Source organism: Rhabdaerophilum sp. SD176 (assembly GCF_030143245.1).
GTDB lineage: Bacteria > Pseudomonadota > Alphaproteobacteria > Rhizobiales > Beijerinckiaceae > Rhabdaerophilum.
Genome location: NZ_JARJNS010000002.1, coordinates 482,145 through 506,135, shown reverse-complemented (window position 1 = coordinate 506,135; position 23,991 = coordinate 482,145). Strand labels below are relative to the sequence as shown.

The window sequence follows — 23,991 nt, the reverse complement described above, 5'->3', positions numbered from 1 at the left end:
AAGCCGCCGGCCAGGGCCGCCCCGGCATCAGAACTTGACGTTCGGCGCCTGGTCGAGCTGCGTCCGCGCGGTTTCGCCGACATCGAAGAAGGTGCGCTCGCTGAAGCCGAAATTCTTCGCGACGAACACCATCGGGATCGACTGGATCGCCGCATTATACTCACTGACGGCATTGTTGAAGAACCGGCGGGCCGCGGCCAGCTTGTCCTCGATCGTGCCGAGCTGCGCCTGCAGGTCAAGGAAGTTCGTGTTGGCCTTGAGGTCCGGATAGGCCTCGGACAGCGCGATCAGGCGGCCGAGCGCACCTGACAGGCCCTTCTCTGCCTCGGCCATGTTGGCCGGGCCCTGCGCGCTGATCGCGGTGTTGCGGGCGCGGATCACCGCATCCAGCGTTTCCTTCTCGTGGCTGGCATAGCCTTTCACCGTTTCCACGAGATTGGGGATCAGGTCATGCCGCTGCTTGAGCTGCACATCGATATCCGCGAAGGCCTGGTTGGCCCGCTGGTTCATGGCCACGACGCCATTGTAGCTCATCAGCAGCCAGCCGATCACCAGCACGATCAGCCCGAGAATGACCCATTCCATCGTCACGTCTCCTTGTTGAGGCCCGACCGGGCTCAGCGCTTCACAATCTCGACCCGGCGGTTCTGCGCCTGCCCGGCCTCGGTTTCGTTGGTTGCCACAGGCGAGGCCATGCCGGCCCCGAACGGCGTCAGGCGGTTGGCGCCGATGCCCGCTGCCGTCAGCGCCTGCACGACAGCCTGCGCCCGGCGGCGGGACAGGTCGACATTGTAGTCGAAACCGCCCTTGGCGTCGGTATGGCCGGCCACGACGATCGCCACCTGCGGATTGGCCTTGAGATAGGCCACGATCTGGTCGATCTGCGGCCGGGATTCCGAACGGATCTCGGCCTTGTTGAACTCGAAGGTGATGCCGTAAAGCGCAGCACGGCCCTGGCCATCCAGCGCACTTTTCAGGGCGCCGGCATCGAGCACCTTGATCTTGTCGGTTTCCATGCCCTTGCTTTCGAGCACATCCACCAGCGAGCGCACCTCGCCGCTGATCTCGACCGAGAGCACGGCCACGACCGATTCGGCGCCGTTGCCATCCTTTTTCCGGGCGATCAGATAGGTCTGGCTCTCCCAGTTCGAAGGCAGCCCGCTGCCCTTGTGGGCTTCGGTCACGGCGAACCAGAGATCCGAGCCGCCGCAATCGCGCATCCGGCACAGGAACAGCGTTTCGAAGCCCTGCCCCTGCAGGCGCTGCTCGTAGTTGCGGACCACTTCCAGCGAGGAACGTCCCTGCGGTCCACGATAGAGCTGGCGCAGGGCCCGTCCCTTGATCTCGATGCTGTTTTCCTCGGTCAAAACTCTGGAATTGTTGAGCTTCTTGATCGGAAGGCGCATCTCGTCATAGTCGCGCACCTTGTGGTAGGCGATGAAGGAGCCTTCGTAGCGTCCTGCGAGGGGATGATCCCGCGAGCCCTGGACATCCTTTGTCGGAAAGGTCTGGGCCTGGGCAGTCACGGCCGAAAGCCCGACGACGAGGGTCAGGCACAGGCCCCGAATTCCGAAAAGGCAATTGCGCATCATGGTGTCGCTGTCTCCTGAATCACTCTGGCAAAATTCTGCGACGCGATAAAGCGCAGGCCCGTCCTCATGCGGCAAAAGGCGATCGGCCATCTGTGTGATGGCTCACTTTCCCCTTGGCCATCCGGTTTTGCTTGTCTATAGCGGGCGTCTAGCAGTCAAAACCACAGCAATCCGCCACCTGGCGCCGCATGAAACGCGCCCGGGATCCGGCGGGGTCGCGCAAAAATGGCCCGGAACCATGCCCAAACGTCAGGATATCCACACCATCATGATCATCGGCGCGGGGCCGATCGTCATCGGTCAGGCCTGCGAATTCGATTATTCCGGCACACAGGCCGTCAAGGCGCTCAAGGCCGAGGGCTATCGCATTGTCCTCGTCAACTCGAACCCGGCCACGATCATGACCGATCCGGAACTGGCCGATGCGACCTATGTCGAGCCCATCACCCCGGAAGTGGTGGAGAAGATCATCGCCAAGGAACGGCCGAAGACGCCGGCCGGCAAGAAATTCGCCCTTCTCCCGACCATGGGCGGCCAGACAGCTTTGAATTGTGCGCTTTCGCTGCAGAAGATGGGCGCACTCGCAAAGCATGACGTGGAAATGATCGGCGCCACCGCCGATGCGATCGACAAGGCCGAAGACCGCGAGCGCTTCCGCGAGGCCATGACGAAGATCGGCCTCGAGACGCCGAAATCGCACCACGTGAAGACGCTGGGCGCCGCCCTGGATTGCCTTGAGGATATTGGCCTGCCGGCCATCATCCGGCCCTCCTTCACCATGGGCGGCACGGGCGGCGGCATCGCCTACAACAAGAGCGAATTCATCGAGATCGTCGAGCGCGGCATCGACGCCTCCCCGACCAACGAGGTCCTGATCGAGGAAAGCGTGCTCGGCTGGAAGGAATACGAGATGGAGGTCGTCCGCGACAGGCGCGACAACTGCATCATCGTCTGTTCCATCGAGAATTTCGACCCGATGGGCGTCCATACCGGCGACAGCATCACCGTGGCCCCGGCCCTGACGCTGACCGACAAGGAATACCAGATCATGCGCGACGCCTCGCTCGCCGTCCTGCGCGAGATCGGGGTCGAGACCGGCGGCTCGAACGTGCAGTTCGCCGTCAACCCGGCGGATGGCCGGATGATCGTCATCGAGATGAACCCGCGCGTCTCGCGCTCCTCGGCCCTCGCGTCGAAGGCCACCGGCTTCCCGATCGCCAAGGTCGCGGCGAAGCTCGCCGTGGGCTACACGCTCGACGAAATCGAGAACGACATTACCGGTGGCGCGACGCCGGCCTCCTTCGAGCCGACGATCGATTATATCGTCACCAAGATCCCGCGTTTCGCCTTCGAGAAATTCCCCTCGAACGATCCGAATTTCGGCGTGCTGACCACCTCGATGAAATCGGTCGGCGAGTCGATGGCCATCGGCCGCACCTTCCATGAGAGCCTGCAGAAAGCCCTGCGCAGCCTCGAGACGGGGCTGGACGGCCTCGACGAAATCGAGATCGAGGGCCTCGGCAAGGGCGACGACAAGAACGCCATTCGTGCCGCTATCGGCACGCCGATGGCGGACCGGATCCTCAAGGTCGGGCAGGCCATGCGCCTCGGCTTCACCGACGAGGAAATCCATTCCGCCTGCAAGATCGATCCCTGGTTCCTCGCCCGGCTGCGCGAGATTGTCGACATGGAAGCGCGGATCCGTGCCCATGGCCTGCCGCAGGATGCGCATAACTTCCGCGCGCTGAAGGCGCTGGGCTTCTCCGACCAGCGCCTGGCCAGCCTTGCCGGGCTGGAGGTTGCCGCCGTGCGCGAGCGCCGCATCGGACTCGATGTGCGCCCGGCCTACAAGCGCATCGATACCTGCGCGGCGGAATTCGCCTCGCCCACCGCCTACATGTACTCGACCTATGCGCCGCCCTTCGGCGCAAGCCTCGCCGACGAGGCCCAGCCGAGCAACCGCAAGAAAGTGGTGATTCTCGGCGGCGGCCCGAACCGGATCGGGCAGGGCATCGAGTTCGATTATTGCTGTTGCCATGCCGCCTTCGCGCTGAAAGAGGCCGGCTACGAGACGATCATGGTCAATTGCAACCCGGAAACGGTGTCGACCGACTATGACACGTCGGACCGGCTCTATTTCGAGCCGCTGACGGCCGAGGACGTGCTGGAGATTCTCGAGCGCGAGAAGCAGAACGGCACGCTCCACGGCGTGATCGTGCAGTTCGGCGGCCAGACCCCGCTGAAGCTCGCCGCCGCGCTTGAGGCCGCCCGCGTGCCGATCCTCGGCACCTCGCCCGATGCGATCGACCTCGCCGAGGACCGTGACCGGTTCAAGCGCCTGCTCGACAAGCTGGACCTGAAGCAGCCCAAGAACGGCATCGCCTATTCGGTCGAGCAGGCACGCCTTGTCGCGGCCGATCTCGGCTTCCCCTTTGTCGTCCGCCCGTCCTATGTGCTGGGTGGCCGCGCCATGGCGATCATCCGCGAGCGCGAGGCCTTCGACGATTACCTGCTCGGCACCCTGCCCTCGCTGATCCCCTCGGATGTGAAGGCGCGCTACCCGAACGACAAGACCGGCCAGATCAACACGGTGCTCGGCAAGAACCCGCTCCTGTTCGACCGCTATCTCGCCGATGCGATCGAGGTCGATGTCGATTGCCTCTGCGACGGCAAGGACACCTTCATCGCCGGCATCATGGAGCATATCGAGGAAGCGGGCATCCATTCGGGCGATTCCGCCTGCTCGCTGCCGCCGCGCTCGCTCTCGCCGGAAATCCTCGCGGAACTCGAACGCCAGACACGCGAAATGGCACTCGCCCTCGGCGTCGGCGGGCTGATGAACGTGCAATACGCGATCAAGGACGGCGAGATCTTTGTCCTCGAGGTCAATCCACGCGCCTCGCGCACCGTGCCCTTCGTCGCCAAGGTGATCGGCGAGCCGATCGCCAAGATCGCCGCCCGCGTCATGGCCGGCGAGCCGCTCGGCGATTTCGGCCTGCGCCCCAAGGTGCTCAACCATGTCGGCGTCAAGGAAGCGGTCTTCCCCTTCGCCCGGTTCCCGGGCGTGGATACGGTTCTCGGCCCGGAAATGCGCTCGACCGGAGAGGTTATCGGCCTTGACCGCAGCTTCGGCGTGGCCTTCGCGAAGAGCCAGCTCGGCGGTGGCACCAAGGTGCCGTCGCAGGGCCGTGTCTTCGTTTCGATGCGTGATGCTGACAAGGATCGCATCCTGCCGACGATCCGCATGCTGGTGGAGGAAGGCTTCACCATCGTTGCGACCACGGGCACCCAGCGCTTCCTGGTCGAGCATGGCCTGCCCTGCGAGCGGATCAACAAGGTGCTGGAAGGTCGGCCGCATATCGTCGATGCCATCAAGAACGGCTCGATCCAGCTCGTTTTCAACACCACCGAGGGCGCACAGGCCCTGACCGACTCCCGCTCGCTCCGTCGGGCCGCCCTCTTGCACAAGGTGCCGTATTATACCACCTTGGCGGGGGCGATTGCCGCAGCCGAGGGGATTCGGGCCTACCGGGCCGGGGACCTCGAGGTGCGCGCGCTTCAGGAATACTTTGCCTGAAACGGGTCCGGGCTGCAGCGCCGAAACCGGAATGGCCGGTCCTGCCGGCCCTTGATCATACTCCTCCCCGCCGGCGGTGCCCGCATGGCGGGGAGACTGTTTAAGGAGAACCCGCCATGGAACGCATTCCGATGACGGCCAACGGCTACAAGATGCTGGAAGAGGAGCTCAAGCACCGCCAGACGGTCGAGCGCCCGCGCATCATTCTCGCGATCCAGGAGGCCCGTGCCCACGGTGACCTGAGCGAGAACGCGGAATATTCCTCCGCCAAGGAAGCTCAATCGCTCAACGAGGGGCGGATCGGCGAGCTCGAGAGCCTGATCTCGCGCGCCGAGGTGATCGAGGTCTCCAAGCTCTCGGGCAGCACGATCAAGTTCGGCGCCACGGTGAAGCTCGTCGACGAGGATACCGAGGAAGAGAAGGCCTACCAGATCGTCGGCGATGTCGAGGCGGATGTCCGCAGCGGCCGCGTCTCGATCTCCTCGCCCATCGCCCGCGCCTTGATCGGCAAGAAAGTCGGCGATACCGTCGAGGTGAATACCCCGGGCGGAGGCAAGAGCTATGAGGTCGTGGAGATTTCCTTCCGTTAACGCCGCCTTCTGGCTCGCTCTCATGCTGGCGGCGGCATTCCCGCTGCCGGCATCTGCGCAGGGTGCGCCGCGCATCACTGTCGAGGCCGGCGGAATCGGCCTTCCGGCCATCTCTGCCCATATCCGCCGCAGCCTGCCACGCGCCCTCGCCCGCGAGATGGCGGAGCAGGGCAAGCCGTTGCCGGCGGGCACGCGCCTCGTTGTGCGGGTGACGCAGGTGTATCTCTCCAGCGATCCGTTCCCCGGCATCCGTGGTGGCTTTGGCAGCTTTTCTCCGGGGGATGCCATTGATGGAGAAGCGATCCTGCTGGACCGGCAGGGGCGCGCGCTCTCGCGCCGGCCTGTGGCCGGCCGCTCGCCGGCCAATTCCAGCGGTTTCGCCCCGTCGCCCTATAACGAACCGCGCCGGGTCGAGGCCTTGATCGGCGCCTTTGCCTACTGGATCATCCGCGAGCTGTGAGCCCGGATCGCCGGCCGCCTCAGCGCGGCAGGCCGGGAACCGGCACCAGCCCCTCATCCTTCAGCTTGCCGAGCGCCAGCGCGGTGCGGACGTTGCGGACATTCGGCGTGGCCGTCAGGTCTCCCACCAGAACCTGCAGGCTGGGAAGGTCCTTCGTCACGCATTTGAGCAGGAAGTCGATATCGCCCGAGAGGGTCCAGCATTCACGGATGCTCGGCCAGAGGCGGATCCGCTCGGCAAAGGCCGCAAGGTCGCCCTCCGCCTGGCTCGCGAGATGCACGAAGGCGAAACACACCACCGAAAATCCGAGTTGCGGCGCATCGAGCATTGCCCGGTAGCCCCGGATGAAACCGGCCTCGCGCAGGGCATGCACCCGGCGAAGGCAGGGCGGCGGCGTCAGCCCGACCCGACGTGCCAGTTCGACATTGGTGAGGCTGCCATCAGCCTGAAGCTCGCCGAGGATTTTCCAATCGATGGCGTCAAGTTCGAGGGATTTGAGCATTGGAGACCGATCTGAAAGCAATCCTGCCCGCCTGATCCTGCATAGGCAGAGGCCGAGCAAAAAGCGAGAGGGCGTTGAAAAAACGTCATGGAAACAATTTTGGCATATCGAGCATTTTGGGCAGGTCCGGCAACCCGGACGCTTCCTTATTCCGCAAGGCAGCAGCTTCCCTCAAGCCGATTCGATGGACAAGTCTCGCCGGAGCGTGGATAACGCCGGGCGCATGAGCCACGCCGCCAGCACACCCGCGAACAGCCCCGACGCCCAGGCCAGCACCGCAGGGGCCATTGCCGCCGCGCGTGGCCTTGCCTGCTGGATCCTGACCGATGGCAAGGCCGGCGACCGGGCGCATGCCCTCGGGATCGCTGAACGGCTCGGCCTCGCCATCCAGGAACGGCAGGTTTCTCCCCGCGCACCCTGGTCCTGGCTGATGCCACACAGCTGGCGGCTCCCCGGCCTTGCTATCGACCCGCGTGAGACACCCGGCCGGCCGGATTCGCCCCTGGCAGGCCCTTTCCCGGACCTTGTCATCGCCTCGGGCCGGCGGGCTGCGGCCTACCTGCCGGCGATCAAGGCCGCGAGCGGCGGGCGCTGTTTCACCGCCTTCCTGAAGGACCCGCGCACGGGGCCGACCATCGCCGATTTCCTCTGGGTCCCTGAGCATGACCGGCTGCGCGGCCCGAATGTCATGATGACGCTGCTCTCGCCGCATCGCTTCACGCCGGAGCGTCTGGCCGGCGCCGCCGCGGCACCGCCGGCCCCGCTGGTGGACTGGCCCGGCTATCGCGTTGCACTTCTTCTCGGCGGCAACAGCAAGGATTTCACCTTCACCGATGCAGACATTGCAGGGTTCCTGCGCAGGCTCGACCGCATGATCGCGAGCGGCGCCGTGATCCGGGCCACGCCCTCGCGGCGCACGCCACCGGCGCTGCTGGAGGCCGTGCGCCAAGGGCTTTCAGGTTCCGGTGGCTGGATCTGGGACGGCACGGGCGAGAACCCCTACCCGGCCTTGCTGGCCTGCAGCGAGGCAATCATCGTCACGGCGGATTCGGTCAACATGGTCGGCGAGGCGCTGGCCACCGGCCGGCCGGTCCATCTCGTGCGGCCGAGTGGCGGATCACGAAAAATCGACCGGTTCCTCACAGAACTTGAAGAGATCGGGGCGATTTGCCCCTTCTTTGGCCGGCCTGTTCTGTATAGCTATGAGCCGATGGATGCCACGCCGGCCATTGCCGCGGCCCTGGCCCGGCATCTCACGGAATTTCGAAGCCGCCTGCCGCGGCAAGTCGCCTGGAGCACCCCATGAGCACCCCCACCCGCCACGCCAAGGTTATCGTGATCGGCTCCGGCCCGGCCGGCTATACCGCCGCGATCTACGCTGCCCGCGCCATGATGAAGCCGCTGCTCATTTCCGGCTTTGAGCCGGGGGGCCAGCTGATGATCACCACCGATGTCGAGAATTATCCGGGCTTCGCTGAGGCGATCCAGGGCCCGTGGCTGATGGAGCAGATGCGCGCCCAGGCCGAGCATGTGGGCACCGAGATGGTCGCGGACTATATCACGTCTGTCGATCTGCAGCGGCGCCCCTTCCGCCTCTCGGGGGATGGCGGCGCCACCTACACCTGCGATACGCTGATCATCGCCACCGGCGCCAAGGCGAAGTGGCTCGGCATCCCCTCGGAGGAGAAGTTCAAGGGCTTCGGCGTCTCGGCCTGCGCGACCTGCGACGGCTTCTTCTATCGCGGCAAGGAAGTCGTGGTGGTCGGCGGCGGCAATTCGGCGGTCGAGGAAGCACTCTACCTCGCCAATCTCGCCAGCAAGGTGCGCGTCATCCACCGGCGCGACAGCTTCAAGGCGGAGAAGATCCTGCAGGAGCGCCTTTTTGCCCATCCCAAGATCGAGGTGATCTGGGATTCCGCCGTCGAGGAAATTTGCGGCCAGCAGCAGCCTCCGGGCGTGACGCATCTGCGCGTGAAGAACGTGAAGACAGGCGCGATCACCGAACTGAAGACCGACGGCCTCTTCGTTGCGATCGGCCACCAGCCCGCCTCCGAACTCTTCGCGGGCCAGCTCGACATGAAGGAAAACGGCTACCTAAAGGTGGTGCCAGGCACGACGCAGACCAACATCCCCGGTGTCTTTGCGGCCGGCGACGTGGCGGATGACGTGTTCCGCCAGGCTGTGACGGCGGCCGGCCTCGGCTGCATGGCCGCGCTGGAAGCCGAGCGCTACCTGACCGCGCATGCCCCGGCGAAGGTGGCTGCCGAGTAAAGTCGGGATTCCTCGCCACGAAACCTGCGACAAGCGCCCACGGGGGCATTGCCGCAGGGCATGGCTGTGCCATTATGCCGAAAGCGCATAACTGAGCCGCCAACCAAGCGCGGCCGTGAGGGGAAGTGCTGTGGATTGGGATCGCGTCCGAATATTCTACGCCGCCGCGGAAGCCGGCAGCCTCACCCGGGCCGGGGAAGTGCTGGGCCTGTCCCAATCCGCCGTCAGCCGGCAGGTCTCGGCGCTGGAAGCCGAACTGGATGTGCCGCTGTTCCATCGCCATGCACGCGGGCTTGTCCTGACCGAACAGGGCGAGTTGCTGTTCCGCACTGCCCGCGAGCTTGTCACCAAGCTGGACCAGACCCGCGCCAGCCTGTCCGACAGCCGCGAGAAACCGAACGGCGAGCTGAAGGTCACCGCCAATGTGGCGCTCGGCGGGAACTGGCTGACGCCGCGCCTTTCCGAATTCCTCGATCTCTACCCGGACATCCGGCTGCAGGTGATCCTGACCGATGACGAGCTCGATCTCGCCATGCGGGAGGCCGATGTCGCCTTGCGCCTGCGGGCCCCCGTCCAGGCGGACCTGATCCGTCGCCGGCTCTTCGCGGTGCATTTCCATGTCTATGCCTCGCCGGACTACCTCAAGCGCTTCGGCGCGCCGCGCGTGATCGGCGATCTCGACGAACATCGCCTTGTGGCCTTTGGCGGGGACATTCCGGGCTATCTGGAGGATGTGAACTGGCATTGCACCGCCGGACGCGAGCGTCGCGAGCCACGGATCCCGGCGCTTGTTGTCAATTCGATCACGGCCCTGCTGCATGCCGCGAATAGCGGGGCGGGCATTGCCGTGCTGCCGGACTACGTGGTCGACCAATCCTCGACGCTGGTGCAATTGCTGCAGGGCGAAACCATGCCGCATCTCGATTGCTACCTCGTTTTCCCCGAGGCACTGAAGCAGGTGGCGCGCGTACAGGTCTTTCGCGATTTTCTCGTCAGCAAGGCCCAGCGCTGGGTCTATTGACGGTCCGCTTTCAGCCTCAACCCATTTAGGCCGAATGGCCGTCCGAGCTTTTGCGAGGGTCTTGTTCCATCCGGCAATGCCTTGGACGGAACGAAAGAAACCCAGGCCGAATGGCCGTCCGAACTTATGCGAGGATCCTCTGCCGCCCGACAAAGCTTCGGGAGGCAGGAAAAACATCACGCCCAGAGCCGTTCCTTTTCCAGCCCCTTGTAGAGCCCGGCCACTTCATTGGCATAGCCGTTGAAAAGCAGCGTCGGGATGCGATTGTTCGTGCCGAGCACGTTCTCGCTGGCCTGGCTCCAGCGTGGATGCGAGACTTCCGGGTTCACATTCGCCCAGAAGCCATATTCGGCAGCCTGCAGCGATTCCCACAGGCCCTTCGGCCGCTGATCGGTGAAGGTGATACGCTTGATCGACTTGATCGACTTGAACCCGTATTTCCAAGGCAGCATCAACCGGATCGGGGCGCCATATTGCTTGGCGAGAGTCTTGCCATAGGCGCCCGTCACCATGAAGGCGAGATCGTTCCGCGCTTCCTCGATCGTGACACCCTCGACATAGGGCCACGGATAGAACGGCGCGCGCTGGCCCGGTGCCATCTTCGGATCGAAGAAGGTTTCCATGCGCACATATTTCGCGCCCGAAAGCGGCTTGCAGTAATCCACCAGCGCCTTCATGCCGAAGCCAGACCACGGCACCACCATCGACCACGCCTCGACGCAGCGGAAACGGTAGATCCGCTCCTCGCGCGGCATGGCCATGATCAGGCTGTCGATCGCCACCGGGCCGGGCTTCTCGACCATGCCATCGATCTGGATATCCCACGGCCGCGTCACCAGCTGTTGCGCCGCTGCGGCGATGCTCTTCGAGGTGCCGTACTCATAAAAATTGTTGTATTGCGACGCGAATTTCTCATCCGTTACCGGCCGGCCCGGATCATAGGCGGCATTGCGCGGATAGGGGTGGAGGGCATCCGTTTCGGCCTGCGAGGCCGCACGGGCTTTGCCGGCGGCCAGCATCGCCATCAGGCCGGCGCCAAGGCCGAGGCTCTCCCGTCGCGACAGGAAGGCCGCCTCCGGGGTCACGGCGCTTTCCGGCAATTCCCAGCTGCGGCGGCGAATAATGTGCATGGCTCTCTCCCTGACCTCGGCGCAGCACAAGATCTAGCGCAGCTCGGCCTCGCGACATAATCACGAGACCGTGCCCGGGAGGAGCGCCTTATGCAGATGGCTCGCGCAGCATCCGGCGCAGCACCTTGCCGACATTGGTCTTCGGCAGGGAGTCGCGGAAATGGATGACCTTCGGCACCTTGTAGGCAGTGAGTTCCGAGCGGCAATGCGCCCGGATGGTTTCGGCCTGGAGGTCGGGGTCCTTTTTGACGATATAGGCCGCAACGGCCTCCGTCGATTGCGGGTCCGGCACGCCGATCACCGCCACTTCCAGCACGCCCGGATGCTTGGCGATCACCTCTTCGACCTCGTTCGGATAGACGTTGAAGCCGGAGACAAGGATCATGTCCTTCAGCCGGTCAACAATCTTGAACGTGCCGTCGGGCAGCTGGACGCCGACATCGCCGGTCCGGAAGAAGCCGTCCGCCGTCATGACCTTCTGGGTCTCGTCCGGCCGCTGCCAGTAGCCCTGCATCACCTGCGGGCCGCGGGCGCAGATCTCGCCGGCCTCGCCCACCGGCACCGACTTGCCCTCGGCATCGCGCAGGTCCATGTCGGTCGAGGGAACCGGGAACCCGATCGTGCCCGAGAATTCCTCGAGATCGACGCGATTCACCGTGAGGATCGGCGAGGTCTCCGAGAGGCCATAGCCCTCGATGATGGCGCAACCGCTAACGGCCTTCCAGTTCTTCGCCACCGCGCTCTGGGTGGCCATGCCGCCGGCAACGCAGAATTTCAGCGTGGTGAAATCCACCGTCCGGATATCGGGATGGTTCGCCAGCGCGTTGTAGAGCGTGTTCACGCCGGACATCAGCGTGAAGCGGGTTTTCTTCAGCGTGGCGATGAAGCCGGGAATGTCACGCGGATTGGCGATCAGCAGGCAGGCCGCACCGATCTTCATCATGTAGAGACAGCAGCAAGTCAGGGCGAAGATGTGATAGAGCGGCAATGCCGTCACCATCACGTTATCGGGGATGGAATTCACCGCCGGGCCAAGCCACATCTCAGCCTGCACGACATTGGCGGAAATGTTCCGATGCGTGAGCGTGGCGCCCTTGGAAACGCCCGTGGTGCCGCCGGTATATTGCAGGAAGGCGATGTCATCGAGGCTGATCTGGACCGGCCGGAGCCCGGCACCACGCCCGACGCGCACGACCTCCTCGAAGCGGACCGCCTGCGGCAGCGAATACGGGGGCACCACCTTCTTCACATACTTGGCCACGAAGGACACGATCTTGCCCTTGAAGCCGAGCAGATCGCCGGCCGAGACGATCACCACCTTCTTGAGCGAGGTATGCGGCAATGCGCTGGCGACGACATGGGCGAAATTCTCGAGGACGAAGATCGCCTCGGCGCCGGAATCGTTGATCTGGTGGATCAGTTCCCGCTCGGTATAGAGCGGATTGACGTTCACGACGGTGAACCCGCCGAGCAGCGTCCCGAACATCGCGGCCGGATAAGCCATGACATTCGGCATCATCATGGCGATGCGGTCGCCCTTCTGGAAGCCCTGCGCCTGCAGCCAGCCGCCCACGGCCTCGGCCACCTCGCCGATCTGCCGGTAGGTCAGCGACTTGCCGAAGCTCTCGAAGGCGCGCCGATCCCCGAAGCGGGTGATCGAGTCGCGGATCAGGGTTGCGAGATCGGGCAACCTGTTGACGTCGATCTCGGCCGGGACATTGGCTGGATAATGTGCAAGCCAGGGCCGCGACGGCATCGCGTGCATGGACATGGTTTCGACCTCCCCTTGATGCCTGGAACCAGGCGCATCCGGCGTATGCTCGCCGATTGTTCATATGTAAACCAAAGTCTACATACCATCGAAGGGTAGTTTGTCCAGTGGTTCTGGCAAGCGCTCCGGCAACAATTTCGGTTGGAAGCCGGTTTCAGCCCCTCCGGCGCCGGAAAAGACCGATCAGGCGCCCGTCGATCACCAGCAGCCCGGCGGCGATGATGGCGAGCCCGAGAAAGGCCTCCTCTTCCAGCCGTTCACCCAGGAAGAGTGTGCCGAACAGGATCGCCGAACAGGGGATGAGCAGGGTCACAAGCGAGACATTGGTGGCACCTGCCCGGCCGAGGATCCGGTAGAACAGTGAATAGGCGACGGCCGTCGAGAGCAGGCCCAGCCCGACGATCGCGCCGATCGCCGTCAGGCTCGGCATGGGCCCCGAGAACGGTGCGTCGACGATGAGGGCCAGCGGCATCAGCGGCAGCAAGGCGAAGGTCTGCTGCCCCGCCGCCATGGCCAGGGGATGGGCGCCGGGCACAATCACCTTCCGCCCGAAAATGTTGGAGAACCCGTAGGAAAGCGACGCGCCGAGGCAGGCAACGAGGCCGATCAGTTCTCCCGCGCCGGCACCGAGCCGGTCCCAGAACAGCACGATGACACCGGCAAAGCCGATCATGACGCCGGCTGCTCGCCTGGGGTCGAGCCGCTCGCTGGCCAGGAAGAGATGCGCCAGCACCATGGTGAAGATCGGCGTCGTGGCGTTGAGGATCGAGGCGAGCCCGCTCGGCACGCGGGTCTGCCCGAAGACGATCAGGCAGAAGGGCAAGGCGCAGTTGAGAATCGCCATGCCGAGATAGGCCTTGAGCGAAGCCCGGTCGAGCGGGAAAGGGATACGCATGACCCTCAGCGCAAGATGCAGCGCCAGCCCGCCCAACAGCACACGCAAGGCGACGACGGTGAAGACCGGCAACTCGCGCAAGGAAAGGGCATTGAACAGGTAGGAGCCACCCCAGAGCATGGAAAGCAGCACCAGCAACGCCCAATCGCTGGACGACATGGAGGGCGTCTGGCGCGAGGCACCAGCCGGCGGGGCGATCGAGGCCATGGAAAATCCGGAATCAGGTCAGGTTGGCTGACCCTCGCATGGCATGCCGGGCATTGCCACCCGTTTCCGCCAGCTGCTCAGCGCAAGGCAAAGCGGGTGCGGAAGCCGCATTGCCACCAGTTGCGCGGCTCGCCGGTATCGATATGCACCGATTTGGTGTGGCAATAGGTGCCGACGCCGCCGGCCCCCGGCAGGCTGCGGAGATAGCGGGCCAGCCGCGCCCGCTCGACGCCCGGCACGAAGAAATCGGCCGCCATGCACCGGCGGTGATAGGAATTCCTCCGCCCGCGGCTGCGTTGGCCCGAGGTGATGACCGGCGTGGCGCCGAAATGGTCGCCGGCCTGTTTCACGAGGCGCAGCAGGTCCGGCTGGAGGCAGGAAATATCCACCGCATCGGTCTGCTTCTCGACCAGAGTCGGCTCCGGCATGCGCTCCTCCTCGGCCTCGATTTCCTCGGTCGTCGCGGGCTGCGTGACGATGGGCAGCGAGATGATCCGCATATTGGGCGTCAGCTCGATATCCGGTTCGTCCGGCAGCGCGGCAACCGCCGGCGGCGCGGCCGGGGGCTCCGCCTCGGCAGGTGGCGCAGTGCCCGGAGGTGCAGGACCGGCTGCTGAAGGCGCCGGAGGGGCCGGAGTCCCGGGGGAAGGGATTGCCGGCGCGGCGGGTGCGGTCGCCTGGGCCGGGGCCTGAGGCGCGAAGAAGGGCCGCGGCGGCGGCAGCGGCGCCGTCACCACCGGCAGGCGCCGGCCGGGATCGACATCGAGCACGGGCGGCGTTGCGCCGGGCTGGAGAGGCTGCTGCGGATCGGATTGCGGCTCCGGCTCGTCATCCGGCGGGACGGTGGTCGCCATCATCGGATTTTCCTGCGCCCGTGCAGCGCCGGACCGGGCCTCCGGGAGCCGGGCGCCGTCGCCCGGGAAGGTCATGCCCGGCGGCAGGGCGAAGAGGCCGGCAAGCAGCGCCGGCATGAAGAAGCGGATCAGGAAAAGGCGTGTCGAGGCAAGGCGCGGCAATACCAACATGGTGTGCTGCGCCTTGCCGGACGGTCTCAGGCGATCGATGCGCAGAAGCGCTGGATGCGCCGGCACGCTTCTTCCAGCGCCGCGTTCGACGTGGCGTAGGAAACGCGGAAATTCGGGCCGAGGCCGAAGGAGGAGCCATGCACCGTGGCCACGCCTTCGGTCGCGAGCAGTTCCATCACGAAATCCTCGTCGGTCTCGATGACCTTGCCCGACGGGGCCTTCTTGCCGATCAGCGCCGCGCAGGACGGATAGACATAGAAGGCGCCTTCCGGCTTCGGGCATTTCAGGCCGCTCGCCTGGTTGAGCATCGACACGACGAGGTCACGCCGTTCCTCGAACACCTTGCGGCTCTGCGGGATGAAATCCTGCGGTCCGTTCAGGGCTTCCACCGCCGCCCACTGGGCGATCGAACAGGCGCCGGAGGTCTGCTGGCCCTGCACCAGTTCCATCGCCTTGATCAGCTTGTCCGGGCCGGCCGCGTAGCCGATCCGCCAGCCGGTCATGGCATAGGCTTTCGACACGCCGTTCATGGTCAGCGTGCGGTCCATCAGGCCCGGCTCGACCTGGGCCGGCGTGGTATAGACGAAATCACCGAACACGAGATGCTCGTACATGTCGTCGGTGAGCACCCAGACATGCGGGTGCTTCATCAGCACATCCGTCAGCGCCTTGAGTTCGGCCCAGGTATAGGCCGCGCCCGAAGGGTTCGACGGCGAATTGAACATGAACCACTTCGTGCGCGGGGTGATCGCGCGGTCGAGTTCTTCCGGCGTCAGCTTGAAGTTGTTCTCGATCTTCGTGGTCACATAGACCGGGGTGCCGCCGCAGAGCAGGATCATCTCCGGATAGGAGACCCAGTACGGCGCCGGGATGACAACCTCGTCGCCCGGGTTGATCGTGGCCATGAAGGCATTGAACAGCACATGCTTGCCGCCCGTCCCGACAATGGTCTGGGTCGGCTTGTAATCGAGATTGTTCTCGCGCTTGAACTTCGCGGCAATTGCCTCGCGCAGCGGCACGATGCCCGGCACCGGCGTGTACTTCGTCTCGCCGCGCGCAATGGCCGCCACAGCGGCATCCTTGATGTTCTGCGGCGTGTCGAAATCCGGCTCGCCGACCGAGAGCGAGATCACGTCCTTGCCTTTGCCTTTCAGGTCCCGGGCCATCTGGGTGATCGCGATCGTCGCGGACGGCTTGATGCGGGACAGGGCATCGGCAAGGAAGGCCATGATCGGGTTCTCCGTTGGAGCGGTTGCAGGACGCCGGGCTTTCACAAAACCGGACAGGCATCCGGATGGCTGGCCAAGCGCGGCCCCACGCTTTATGTCTGTTGCCCCGAGGCATCAAGCCGAAACCGGGCAAAAAGACGGCACCCTCCGTGCTTTTTTGGCCATCGCGCCGACCCGGGCAGGAAACAAGGAGAGGAACCGCTCATGACTTCCCGATTTACCCATCCCAATCGCCGCCATCTTCTCGCCCTGGCCGGCGGTATCGTGGCCATGCCGGGCATCCTCCGGGCCCAAAGCGGCTTCCCGTCAAAGACGATCACGCTCGTGGTGCCCTATCCGGCCGGCGGCCCGACCGATGTCATCGCGCGCCTTGTCGGCCAGGCCATCGAGGAGCCGCTGAAGCAGAAGGTCATTGTCGAGAACAAGGCCGGCGCCTCGGGCTCGATCGGCACGCGTGCGGTCGCCACGGCCGAGCCGGATGGCCACACCATCATCTTCGGCAACAACCAGACGCACGGCAACAACATGTTCCTGCTGAAGGACCCGGGTTATGACGCGATCAAGGATTTCGCGCCCCTGGCCGGCGCGGGCGCATTCCCGCATGCCCTCGTCGTCAAGAACGCCTTGCCGGTGAAGACGCTGCCGGAACTGATTGCCTATGCGAAGGCCAATCCCGGCAAATTGAATTACGGCTCCACCGGCGTCGGCTCCGGCTCGCATCTCTCGATGGAATTGCTGCTCAAGCGCACCGGCACCAGCATGCAGCACGTTCCCTATCGCGGTGCCCCGCCGCTGGTGCAGGACATCATCGCCGGCACGATTGATGTCTCTCTCTCCACCCTGCCGAGCGTGATCAAGCAGGTGCAGGCTGGCCAGATGCGCGGAATCGGCGTTGCCAGTGCGAAGCGTCCGGGCCAGGTTCCGGATATCCCGACCTTCCGCGAGCAGGGCATCACCAATGCCGATGCGGAATCCTGGGCCGCCTTCTTCGCTCCCGCAAAGACACCGAAGCCCGCACTCGACATGCTCTCCGGCGCGATCGTCGCGGCTCTGAAATCGGCGCCGGTTGCCGAAAAAATCACGGCCCTGGGCTTTGCGCTGGATGTCCGTGCTCCAAATGATTTCGGTGCCTACCTGAAACGGGAAATCGATACCTGGGCGGATGTCATCAAGACGCTCGGCATCAAGCCGGCGTAAGGCTGAGGCGCCGCCCCGCAACGAGGTGACCATGTCCTGGAACGCCCTCAAGGCCGCATCCCTGTGCGGCCTCGCCCTGCTGCCCGCCGCCGGCCTCGCCGCCGCGCCCGATGAACCCCGGGTCGAGGTGGTCGTGCGGGGGCTCGCCAATCCTTGGGGCCTGGCCTTCCTGCCGGATGGGCGGGCCCTCGTCACCGAACGGGCGGGGCGGCTGCGCATTGTCAACCTGCGGACGGCTTCCCTCTCGGGGCCGATCGGCGGCCTGCCATCGATCGCCGCAAGAGGCCAGGGCGGCCTGCTTGGCCTCGCGCTGCATCCGGATTTCGCCCGGACGCGCGAGGTCTTCCTCTGCTTTGCCGAAGCGCGCGACGGCGGCGTCGGAAGCTCGGTCTTCCGGGCGAAGCTGGCCGGAAACGGGTCCATGCTGGAAGAAGGCCAGGTCATCTTCCGACAGAACCCGGCCGGTTCGACGACCCGGCATTTCGGCTGCCGGCTCGTCTTCGACCGGCAGGGCAATCTCTTCATCACGCTGGGCGATCGCGGTAACATGGAAGCCGAGGCACAGAACCTTGCCAACCATATCGGCAAGGTCATCCGCATCCGGACCGATGGCAGCGTCCCGCCCGACAACCCCTTCATCGGCCGGGCGGACGCTCGGCCGGAAATCTGGTCCTACGGCCACCGCAACGTGCAAGGTGCGACGCTCCATCCCGAAACCGGCCAGCTCTACACGATCGAGCATGGCGCCCGTGGCGGCGACGAGATCAACCGGCCCGAAAAGGGCAAGAACTACGGCTGGCCCGTTATCACCTACGGCATTGATTATTCAGGCGTAAAGATCGGCAGCGGCACCCACCGCGAGGGTATGGAGCAACCGCTCTTCTATTGGGATCCCTCGATCGCACCCTCCGGTGGAACGTTCTATACCGGCGACAAATTCCCTGCCTGGCGCGGCCATCTGCTGACGGGCGCCCTTGCCGCCGGACTGATGGTGCGGCTGGAATTCCGGAACGGCCAGGTCACCGGTGAAAATCGCTACCTCGAAGCCCGGCGGGAGCGGATTCGTGATGTCGTGCAGGGGCCGGACGGCTATGTCTATCTCCTGACCGACGAGAGCGACGGCCAGATGTTGCGCCTCGTTCCGCGCTGAACCGTCTCGTCATCATCCAAAGCGCAGCTTCATGGCCAGGATGGTGACCACGAGCACCAGCGTGACGAGATTGGCCCCGATCAGCGGCCAGGACAGGATCAGCAGGCCATAGACCAGCCAGAGCGCGATCCCGACGGCCAGCATCAGGTACATGATCAGCGAGAGCGACCGTGTGTCGCGCGTGCGGATCACCTTGATCGCCTGGGGCACCCAGCACAGGGTGGTAATGACGGCAGCAACGCCGCCGATGAGTTCCACGACAACGGACACGGGGCCTCCTTCGCGCTTTCTGCCTGACTGCCCTGTCTCACGATTCGTGCCAAACAAAATCGGCGTCCCCCGGCCGTTGCTTCATCCTGCCCGGTTTTTCACCAGCCTGCTCCGGATATGACCACCGATGCCGGAAGAACCGACTATCCCAAGTTGCAACTTTCCGGAAACTCCCGCTCGAAAGTTGCAACCATAGGCGAAATCACGGTGGTTTAAGCCTCTCTTAGGGTTTGCATCGGATCATTACTCCAGCAATTATTATTTTATGGAATTCCGATGCAGCACCTCACGATCCGCCAGAATCTCGGGCTTCTCCTGCTGGTTCCGCTGCTATCGGCAGTCCTCTCGCTCTGGCAGATTGCCCCTGTCGCCGTTGACCAGCTCGCCAAAGCCCGGCTGCTCGATATGGGGATCCGGATCGCCGGGGTTTCCACCACGCTGATGCACTCCCTCCAGGCCGAGCGTGCTGCCGCTGCCGGCCTGATCTCGGCCACGGAAGGCCGCGCCGCCCATCGCAACCGTTTCGTGCAGATGCAGGATGGCGTCGACAAGGCCCTCGAAGCCTTCATGGAACTTGTGGAGGAAGCCGGGAAGGAACCGGGGCTCACCACCGGGGTCGAACGGTTGAAGGCGGCAAGGACCAAGATCGTCGACAATCTCAAGGTCATCCGGGAGAAAGTTTTTGGCTCGGCCGCCGATATGGGCACGATGCTTCTCGCCTACAGCGAGATTATCGACGAGCTGTCCTCGGGTGCCTCGGCGCTCAGCGCAACATCGAACAATGAAGCCATCACGCGCACCCGCCAGGCACTGGATGCGCTGCTTCTCGCGAACGAAAATCTCGGGATCGAGCGGGCGATCGGCGTAGCGCTGATCAACGAGGACGGGCTCGATGACACCCTGCGCGATCGGTTTATTGGCGCGATTCGCCTGCATGACCGCTTCTTCGCTTTGTTCGAGGCCGCCTCGGCCTCGCTTGATGGTTTGGCGCTGGACAGCAATCTCCCGCCGGCCGCCACGGCGAGCTTCCTGCAGAAGCGGCGCGATCTTCTGGAATCCACACGCAGCCAGACCAAGACGAACATCACTCCGGAAGAATGGTGGAACCTGACCGGCCAGAGGACCGACGCCTACAATGCCATGCTGGCGGGGGTAACGGATCGCCTCAAGGCCCTGGGCACGGCGGAAGGACAATCCGCCTGGAACCAGATGGCCCTCATGATCGGCCTTCAGCTGCTTGCGGTGCTGCTCGGTGTCGGCTTTACGGCCTGGGTCGGGGCGTCGCTGTCGAAGCCGATCCGCAGGGCTTCGGACGCACTGGAACAATCCCTGCGCGGCGATCCGGATGTCGTGGCGCCGCCGCCGATGTCGGCACGCAGCGAGATCGGCCTGATCTCAAACGCGGTCGGACGCTTCATCGAGGCTGCCGCCGAGCGTCAGAAGCTCATCGAGGAACGCGCCGCGGCCGAAGCGCGGCTGGGCGAAAGCCGCCGCACCATCCTCCAGCAGATGGAGCGTGAATTCAACGAGGCGTCGCAGACCGCCACCGGCACCCTGCAGATGGCGGCCGCTACCCTGAACGAGAAGTCGATCACCATGCTCGGCACCGTCAATGCCGTGCGCAAGGCGCAGGACGAGGCCTTCTCCGCTACGGAAACCTCGCGTGAGACCGTCGAGGAAGTCACCCGCCTCTCCGACGAACTGGCCAAATCCATCGCCGAGATCGCCGAGCAGACCAGCCGCACCGCCCAGTTGGCCCAGGAAGTCATGGGCCGCGCCGACAATTCCCGCATCTCCGCCGGCAAGTTCGAGGAAGTCGCCATCGCGATCGGCTCGATCGTCGATCTGATCAACGCCATTGCCAGCCAGACCAATCTCCTCGCGCTCAATGCCACGATCGAGGCCGCCCGCGCCGGAAATGCCGGCAAGGGCTTTGCGGTCGTCGCCGGCGAGGTAAAGGAACTGGCCTCCCGCACCATGGGTGCCACCCGCACCATCGAGGCGAAGGTCGCCGAGCTGAAGGACATTGCCCGTCAGGCTTCCGACCAGGCCTCTGTCCTGTCGCAGGAAGTCGGGACCATCCAGGGCCTCAACGCCGCCATCGCTGCCGCCGTTCACGAACAGCACATGACATCCGAGGGCTTCGGCCAGTCGATCCATTCGCTCGCCGATGCCGTGCGCACGGTCGCGGACCAGGTCAACGCGATTGCCCAGCTCGGCTCCGATGCCCATGCCTCGGCCGAATCCGTGCAGGGCGTCGCCGACGAGATGGAGCGCACCACCGGCACCCTCGTCGAAACCTTGCCCCGCATCATTGCGGAAACAGGAAAACGCATTACGGGGTGAGACGGGCAGACGCAAAACCCGCCACTATGCCTAAATTTGATGCAAACAACTATTTGTGAACACGGGTCCGGACTTAAGATCTAGTCATTTTACTCAATTTTTACTTGATAAGAGAAATAAATCTGGAACCCATCGGAGGGATCCAGGATGCATCGCTTCTCGCTTCGCCAATCCCTGACGCTCTTGATCATTGTTCCCGTGATCTGCGCGGTCATTGGCATTGTCCAGCTTTATGGACATGTCGCCGAACGGCTGACCACGGCGCGGGTAACGGAGCGGATGATCGGACTGAGCGATGCCGCCGCCGGCCTCGTCCACGCGCTGCAGGTCGAGCGGGGTTCATCGGTCGGGCTGGTCTCGGCCGTCGAGAACCGCTCCATGCACCGCAACCGCGTGATCGCCGCGCAGGAAGCCTCGGACAAGGCCCTCGAATCCTTCAACGAGTATCTCGCAAAGGCGAAGGATGACCGAGAACTGCCGAAGCGCGTTCAGAGCTTCGTCGCCGCCAGTGCCAGCCTCAGCGAGGATATCAAGGCCTTCCGTGAGCGGATCCTCACCGGCGCCGCCATGCCGCCGGATATTCTCGGCTTCTATACCGGCATCATCAACAACCTGATCCACGGCTCCTCCGGCAGCAATGCGAGCAGCCGGGCAGAAGATATCGCGACCCTGCGGTCGGCCCTGCAATCGCTGATGCTCGGCAAGGAATTTGCCGGCCTCCAGCGGGCCACGGGCAACGGCATCCTCTCGGCCGATACGGTCGATGCGAACCTGCTGGAGCGCTTCATCCGCGTCTCGGCCAACCAGAACCAGGCGCTGGATCAGATGCGCCGGCAGCTTGGCGAGCAGGTCGAGACCTATTTCGACGCGCTGATCCCGCAGGCCATGCAGCAGGCCTTGCGGAAGAGCGAGCAAAGCATCATCACCTATTCCCGCGACGGCGGCGAGAAGCCGATGACCGCCGCGCAATGGTGGGCCCAGACCTCCGGCCGCATCGATGCCATGCGCGCGGCCGAGGTGAAATTCTCCGAACGCCTGAGCCAGCTGAGCGCGGATGACGGCGCGGATGCCATGTGGTCGCTGCTGCTGAGCCTGGGCCTGCAGGGCGCCGCCGTGGCCTGCGGAGTGCTCTTCATGACCTGGGTCGGCGCGTCGCTGTCGAAGCCGATCCGCAGGGCTTCGGATGCACTGGAACAATCCCTGCGCGGCGATCCGGATGTCGTGGCGCCGCCGCCGATGTCGGAACGCAGCGAGATCGGCCGCATCTCCAATGCCGTCGGACGCTTCATTGAGGCTGCCGCCGAGCGTCAGAAGCTCATCGAGGAACGCGCCGCGGCCGAAGCGCGGCTGGGCGAAAGCCGCCGCACCATCCTCCAGCAGATGGAGCGTGAATTCAACGAGGCGTCGCAGACCGCCACCGGCACCCTGCAGATGGCGGCCGCTACCCTGAACGAGAAGTCGATCACCATGCTCGGCACCGTCAATGCCGTGCGCAAGGCGCAGGACGAGGCCTTCTCCGCTACGGAAACCTCGCGTGAGACCGTCGAGGAAGTCACCCGCCTCTCCGACGAACTGGCCAAATCCATCGCCGAGATCGCCGAGCAGACCAGCCGCACCGCCCAGTTGGCCCAGGAAGTCATGGGCCGCGCCGACAATTCCCGCATCTCCGCCGGCAAGTTCGAGGAAGTCGCCATCGCGATCGGCTCGATCGTCGATCTGATCAACGCCATTGCCAGCCAGACCAATCTCCTCGCGCTCAATGCCACGATCGAGGCCGCCCGCGCCGGAAATGCCGGCAAGGGCTTTGCGGTCGTCGCCGGCGAGGTAAAGGAACTGGCCTCCCGCACCATGGGTGCCACCCGCACCATCGAGGCGAAGGTCGCCGAGCTGAAGGACATTGCCCGTCAGGCTTCCGACCAGGCCTCTGTCCTGTCGCAGGAAGTCGGGACCATCCAGGGCCTCAACGCCGCCATCGCTGCCGCCGTTCACGAACAGCACATGACATCCGAGGGCTTCGGCCAGTCGATCCATTCGCTCGCCGATGCCGTGCGCACGGTCGCGGACCAGGTCAACGCGATTGCCCAGCTCGGCTCCGATGCCCATGCCTCGGCCGAATCCGTGCAGGGCGTCGCCGACGAGATGGAGCGCACCACCGGTACCCTCGTCGAAACCTTGCCCCGCATCATTGCGGAAACAGGCAAGCGCATCACGGGATAGGGCTGAGATCAGCCGCCCGGCTTGCCGGCCCGCTCTGCCTTTGCAATGGCCTCGGCGAGGTCCTGGTATTCATGGCATGTGCCACAGAACATTTTCAGCCTATCAAGGTTCTTCCGGGCGCTCGCCATGTCGCCCGTCTCGATGAACCACTCGCCCTGGTATTCCAGCGTGGGTAAATGCGCGTAGTCCAGTTCCAGAGCACGATCATAATGGCGCTTGGACGTTGGATAATCCTTGAGCTTGCGATAGGTCACGCCGAGGAGATTATAGACATCTGCAGAGGTCTTGATTTCAGCCTCGATGCTGAGCAGGATCGGCAGCGCCTCCTGCCAACGGCCAGCCTTGACGAGTTCACTGGCTTTCCGGAATTCAGGATCATTGGAAAGCGATGAATTGTCCGATCCCGCGGCGATCGCCAGCGGGGAAGCAGCGACGCCTGCAATCAGGGCAAGGACGACCAGCAATGAGCGACGGAACATGGCGATTCCTCCTGACAGATTCTGACATTAGCAGAGTTGCAACCCGCTTGTATGACGCGGGC

The 23,991-nt window shown here is 64.4% G+C and carries 20 protein-coding genes; 10 read left to right on the top strand and 10 right to left on the bottom strand.

Annotation, left to right across the window (positions count from 1 at the left end):
• Positions 1–27: 27 nt before the first annotated feature.
• Both P0652_RS06210 and P0652_RS06205 read right to left on the bottom strand, forming a co-directional pair.
• Positions 28–591: a LemA family protein gene (locus P0652_RS06210; protein WP_284177898.1), complete on the bottom strand. Its 564-nt coding sequence runs from the start codon at positions 589–591 to the stop codon at positions 28–30.
• Between the two features lie 26 nt (positions 592–617).
• Complete coding sequence (locus P0652_RS06205) at positions 618–1,592, bottom strand: OmpA family protein (RefSeq protein ID WP_284177897.1); 975 nt, start codon at positions 1,590–1,592, stop codon at positions 618–620.
• 238 nt (positions 1,593–1,830) lie between these two features.
• On the opposite strand from P0652_RS06205, the gene carB reads away from it, so the two are divergent.
• From carB to P0652_RS06190, 3 genes are all read left to right on the top strand, one after another.
• Positions 1,831–5,169: a carbamoyl-phosphate synthase large subunit gene (gene carB, locus P0652_RS06200; protein ID WP_284177896.1), complete on the top strand. Its 3,339-nt coding sequence runs from the start codon at positions 1,831–1,833 to the stop codon at positions 5,167–5,169.
• A gap of 116 nt (positions 5,170–5,285) precedes the next feature.
• Positions 5,286–5,759, top strand: a complete 474-nt coding sequence (gene greA / locus P0652_RS06195) for a transcription elongation factor GreA (RefSeq protein ID WP_284177895.1) — start codon at positions 5,286–5,288, stop codon at positions 5,757–5,759.
• 22 nt (positions 5,760–5,781) lie between these two features.
• Complete coding sequence (locus P0652_RS06190; RefSeq protein ID WP_284177894.1) at positions 5,782–6,219, top strand: hypothetical protein; 438 nt, start codon at positions 5,782–5,784, stop codon at positions 6,217–6,219.
• Positions 6,220–6,238: 19 nt separating this feature from the next.
• Here P0652_RS06190 and P0652_RS06185 read toward each other — a convergent pair whose 3' ends face one another.
• The gene (locus P0652_RS06185) at positions 6,239–6,721 is read right to left on the bottom strand and encodes an Lrp/AsnC family transcriptional regulator (protein ID WP_284177893.1); all 483 of its coding nucleotides are present in this window, start codon (positions 6,719–6,721) and stop codon (positions 6,239–6,241) included.
• A gap of 223 nt (positions 6,722–6,944) precedes the next feature.
• Between P0652_RS06185 and P0652_RS06180 the strand changes: the two genes are divergently transcribed.
• From P0652_RS06180 to P0652_RS06170, 3 genes are all read left to right on the top strand, one after another.
• Positions 6,945–8,027, top strand: coding sequence for a mitochondrial fission ELM1 family protein (locus P0652_RS06180; RefSeq protein WP_284177892.1), 1,083 nt, complete (start codon positions 6,945–6,947; stop codon positions 8,025–8,027).
• A complete protein-coding gene (gene trxB / locus P0652_RS06175) occupies positions 8,024–8,992 on the top strand; it encodes a thioredoxin-disulfide reductase (RefSeq protein ID WP_284177891.1) in 969 nt (322 codons plus the stop codon). The genes P0652_RS06180 and trxB overlap by 4 nt, the downstream gene beginning before the upstream one ends.
• 130 nt (positions 8,993–9,122) lie before the next feature.
• The gene (locus P0652_RS06170) at positions 9,123–10,013 is read left to right on the top strand and encodes a LysR family transcriptional regulator (RefSeq protein ID WP_284177890.1); all 891 of its coding nucleotides are present in this window, start codon (positions 9,123–9,125) and stop codon (positions 10,011–10,013) included.
• Positions 10,014–10,189: 176 nt separating this feature from the next.
• On the opposite strand, the gene msrP is transcribed toward P0652_RS06170, so the two are convergent.
• From msrP to P0652_RS06145, 5 genes are all read right to left on the bottom strand, one after another.
• Positions 10,190–11,143: a protein-methionine-sulfoxide reductase catalytic subunit MsrP gene (gene msrP, locus P0652_RS06165; protein WP_284177889.1), complete on the bottom strand. Its 954-nt coding sequence runs from the start codon at positions 11,141–11,143 to the stop codon at positions 10,190–10,192.
• Positions 11,144–11,231: 88 nt separating this feature from the next.
• Entirely contained in the window at positions 11,232–12,914 is a 1,683-nt protein-coding gene (locus tag P0652_RS06160) for an AMP-binding protein (protein WP_284177888.1), read from the bottom strand.
• 154 nt (positions 12,915–13,068) lie between these two features.
• Entirely contained in the window at positions 13,069–14,016 is a 948-nt protein-coding gene (locus P0652_RS06155) for a DMT family transporter (RefSeq protein ID WP_284177887.1), read from the bottom strand.
• A 77-nt stretch (positions 14,017–14,093) separates the two neighbouring features.
• On the bottom strand, positions 14,094–15,041 hold the full coding sequence (locus P0652_RS06150) for a YcbK family protein (RefSeq protein ID WP_284177886.1): 948 nt from the start codon (positions 15,039–15,041) through the stop codon (positions 14,094–14,096).
• A gap of 26 nt (positions 15,042–15,067) precedes the next feature.
• Positions 15,068–16,270, bottom strand: a complete 1,203-nt coding sequence (locus P0652_RS06145) for a pyridoxal phosphate-dependent aminotransferase (RefSeq protein WP_284177885.1) — start codon at positions 16,268–16,270, stop codon at positions 15,068–15,070.
• A gap of 204 nt (positions 16,271–16,474) precedes the next feature.
• Here P0652_RS06145 and P0652_RS06140 point away from each other — a divergent pair, with 204 nt between their 5' ends.
• Positions 16,475–17,467, top strand: coding sequence for a Bug family tripartite tricarboxylate transporter substrate binding protein (locus P0652_RS06140; protein WP_284177884.1), 993 nt, complete (start codon positions 16,475–16,477; stop codon positions 17,465–17,467).
• A 31-nt stretch (positions 17,468–17,498) separates the two neighbouring features.
• Positions 17,499–18,617 (top strand): PQQ-dependent sugar dehydrogenase, encoded by a 1,119-nt coding sequence (locus P0652_RS06135; protein WP_284177883.1) that lies wholly within the window; start codon positions 17,499–17,501, stop codon positions 18,615–18,617.
• 12 nt (positions 18,618–18,629) lie between these two features.
• Here P0652_RS06135 and P0652_RS06130 read toward each other — a convergent pair whose 3' ends face one another.
• Positions 18,630–18,887 carry a SemiSWEET transporter gene (locus tag P0652_RS06130; protein WP_284177882.1) on the bottom strand — a complete coding sequence of 86 codons (258 nt, stop codon included), beginning with the start codon at positions 18,885–18,887 and terminating at the stop codon, positions 18,630–18,632.
• A gap of 276 nt (positions 18,888–19,163) precedes the next feature.
• On the opposite strand from P0652_RS06130, the gene P0652_RS06125 reads away from it, so the two are divergent.
• Together P0652_RS06125 and P0652_RS06120 are read left to right on the top strand one after the other, a co-directional pair.
• Complete coding sequence (locus P0652_RS06125) at positions 19,164–21,233, top strand: methyl-accepting chemotaxis protein (protein ID WP_284177881.1); 2,070 nt, start codon at positions 19,164–19,166, stop codon at positions 21,231–21,233.
• A gap of 147 nt (positions 21,234–21,380) precedes the next feature.
• Positions 21,381–23,450 (top strand): methyl-accepting chemotaxis protein, encoded by a 2,070-nt coding sequence (locus tag P0652_RS06120; RefSeq protein ID WP_284177880.1) that lies wholly within the window; start codon positions 21,381–21,383, stop codon positions 23,448–23,450.
• Positions 23,451–23,458: 8 nt separating this feature from the next.
• On the opposite strand, the gene P0652_RS06115 is transcribed toward P0652_RS06120, so the two are convergent.
• On the bottom strand, positions 23,459–23,929 hold the full coding sequence (locus P0652_RS06115) for a tetratricopeptide repeat protein (RefSeq protein WP_284177879.1): 471 nt from the start codon (positions 23,927–23,929) through the stop codon (positions 23,459–23,461).
• Positions 23,930–23,991 lie beyond the last annotated feature (62 nt).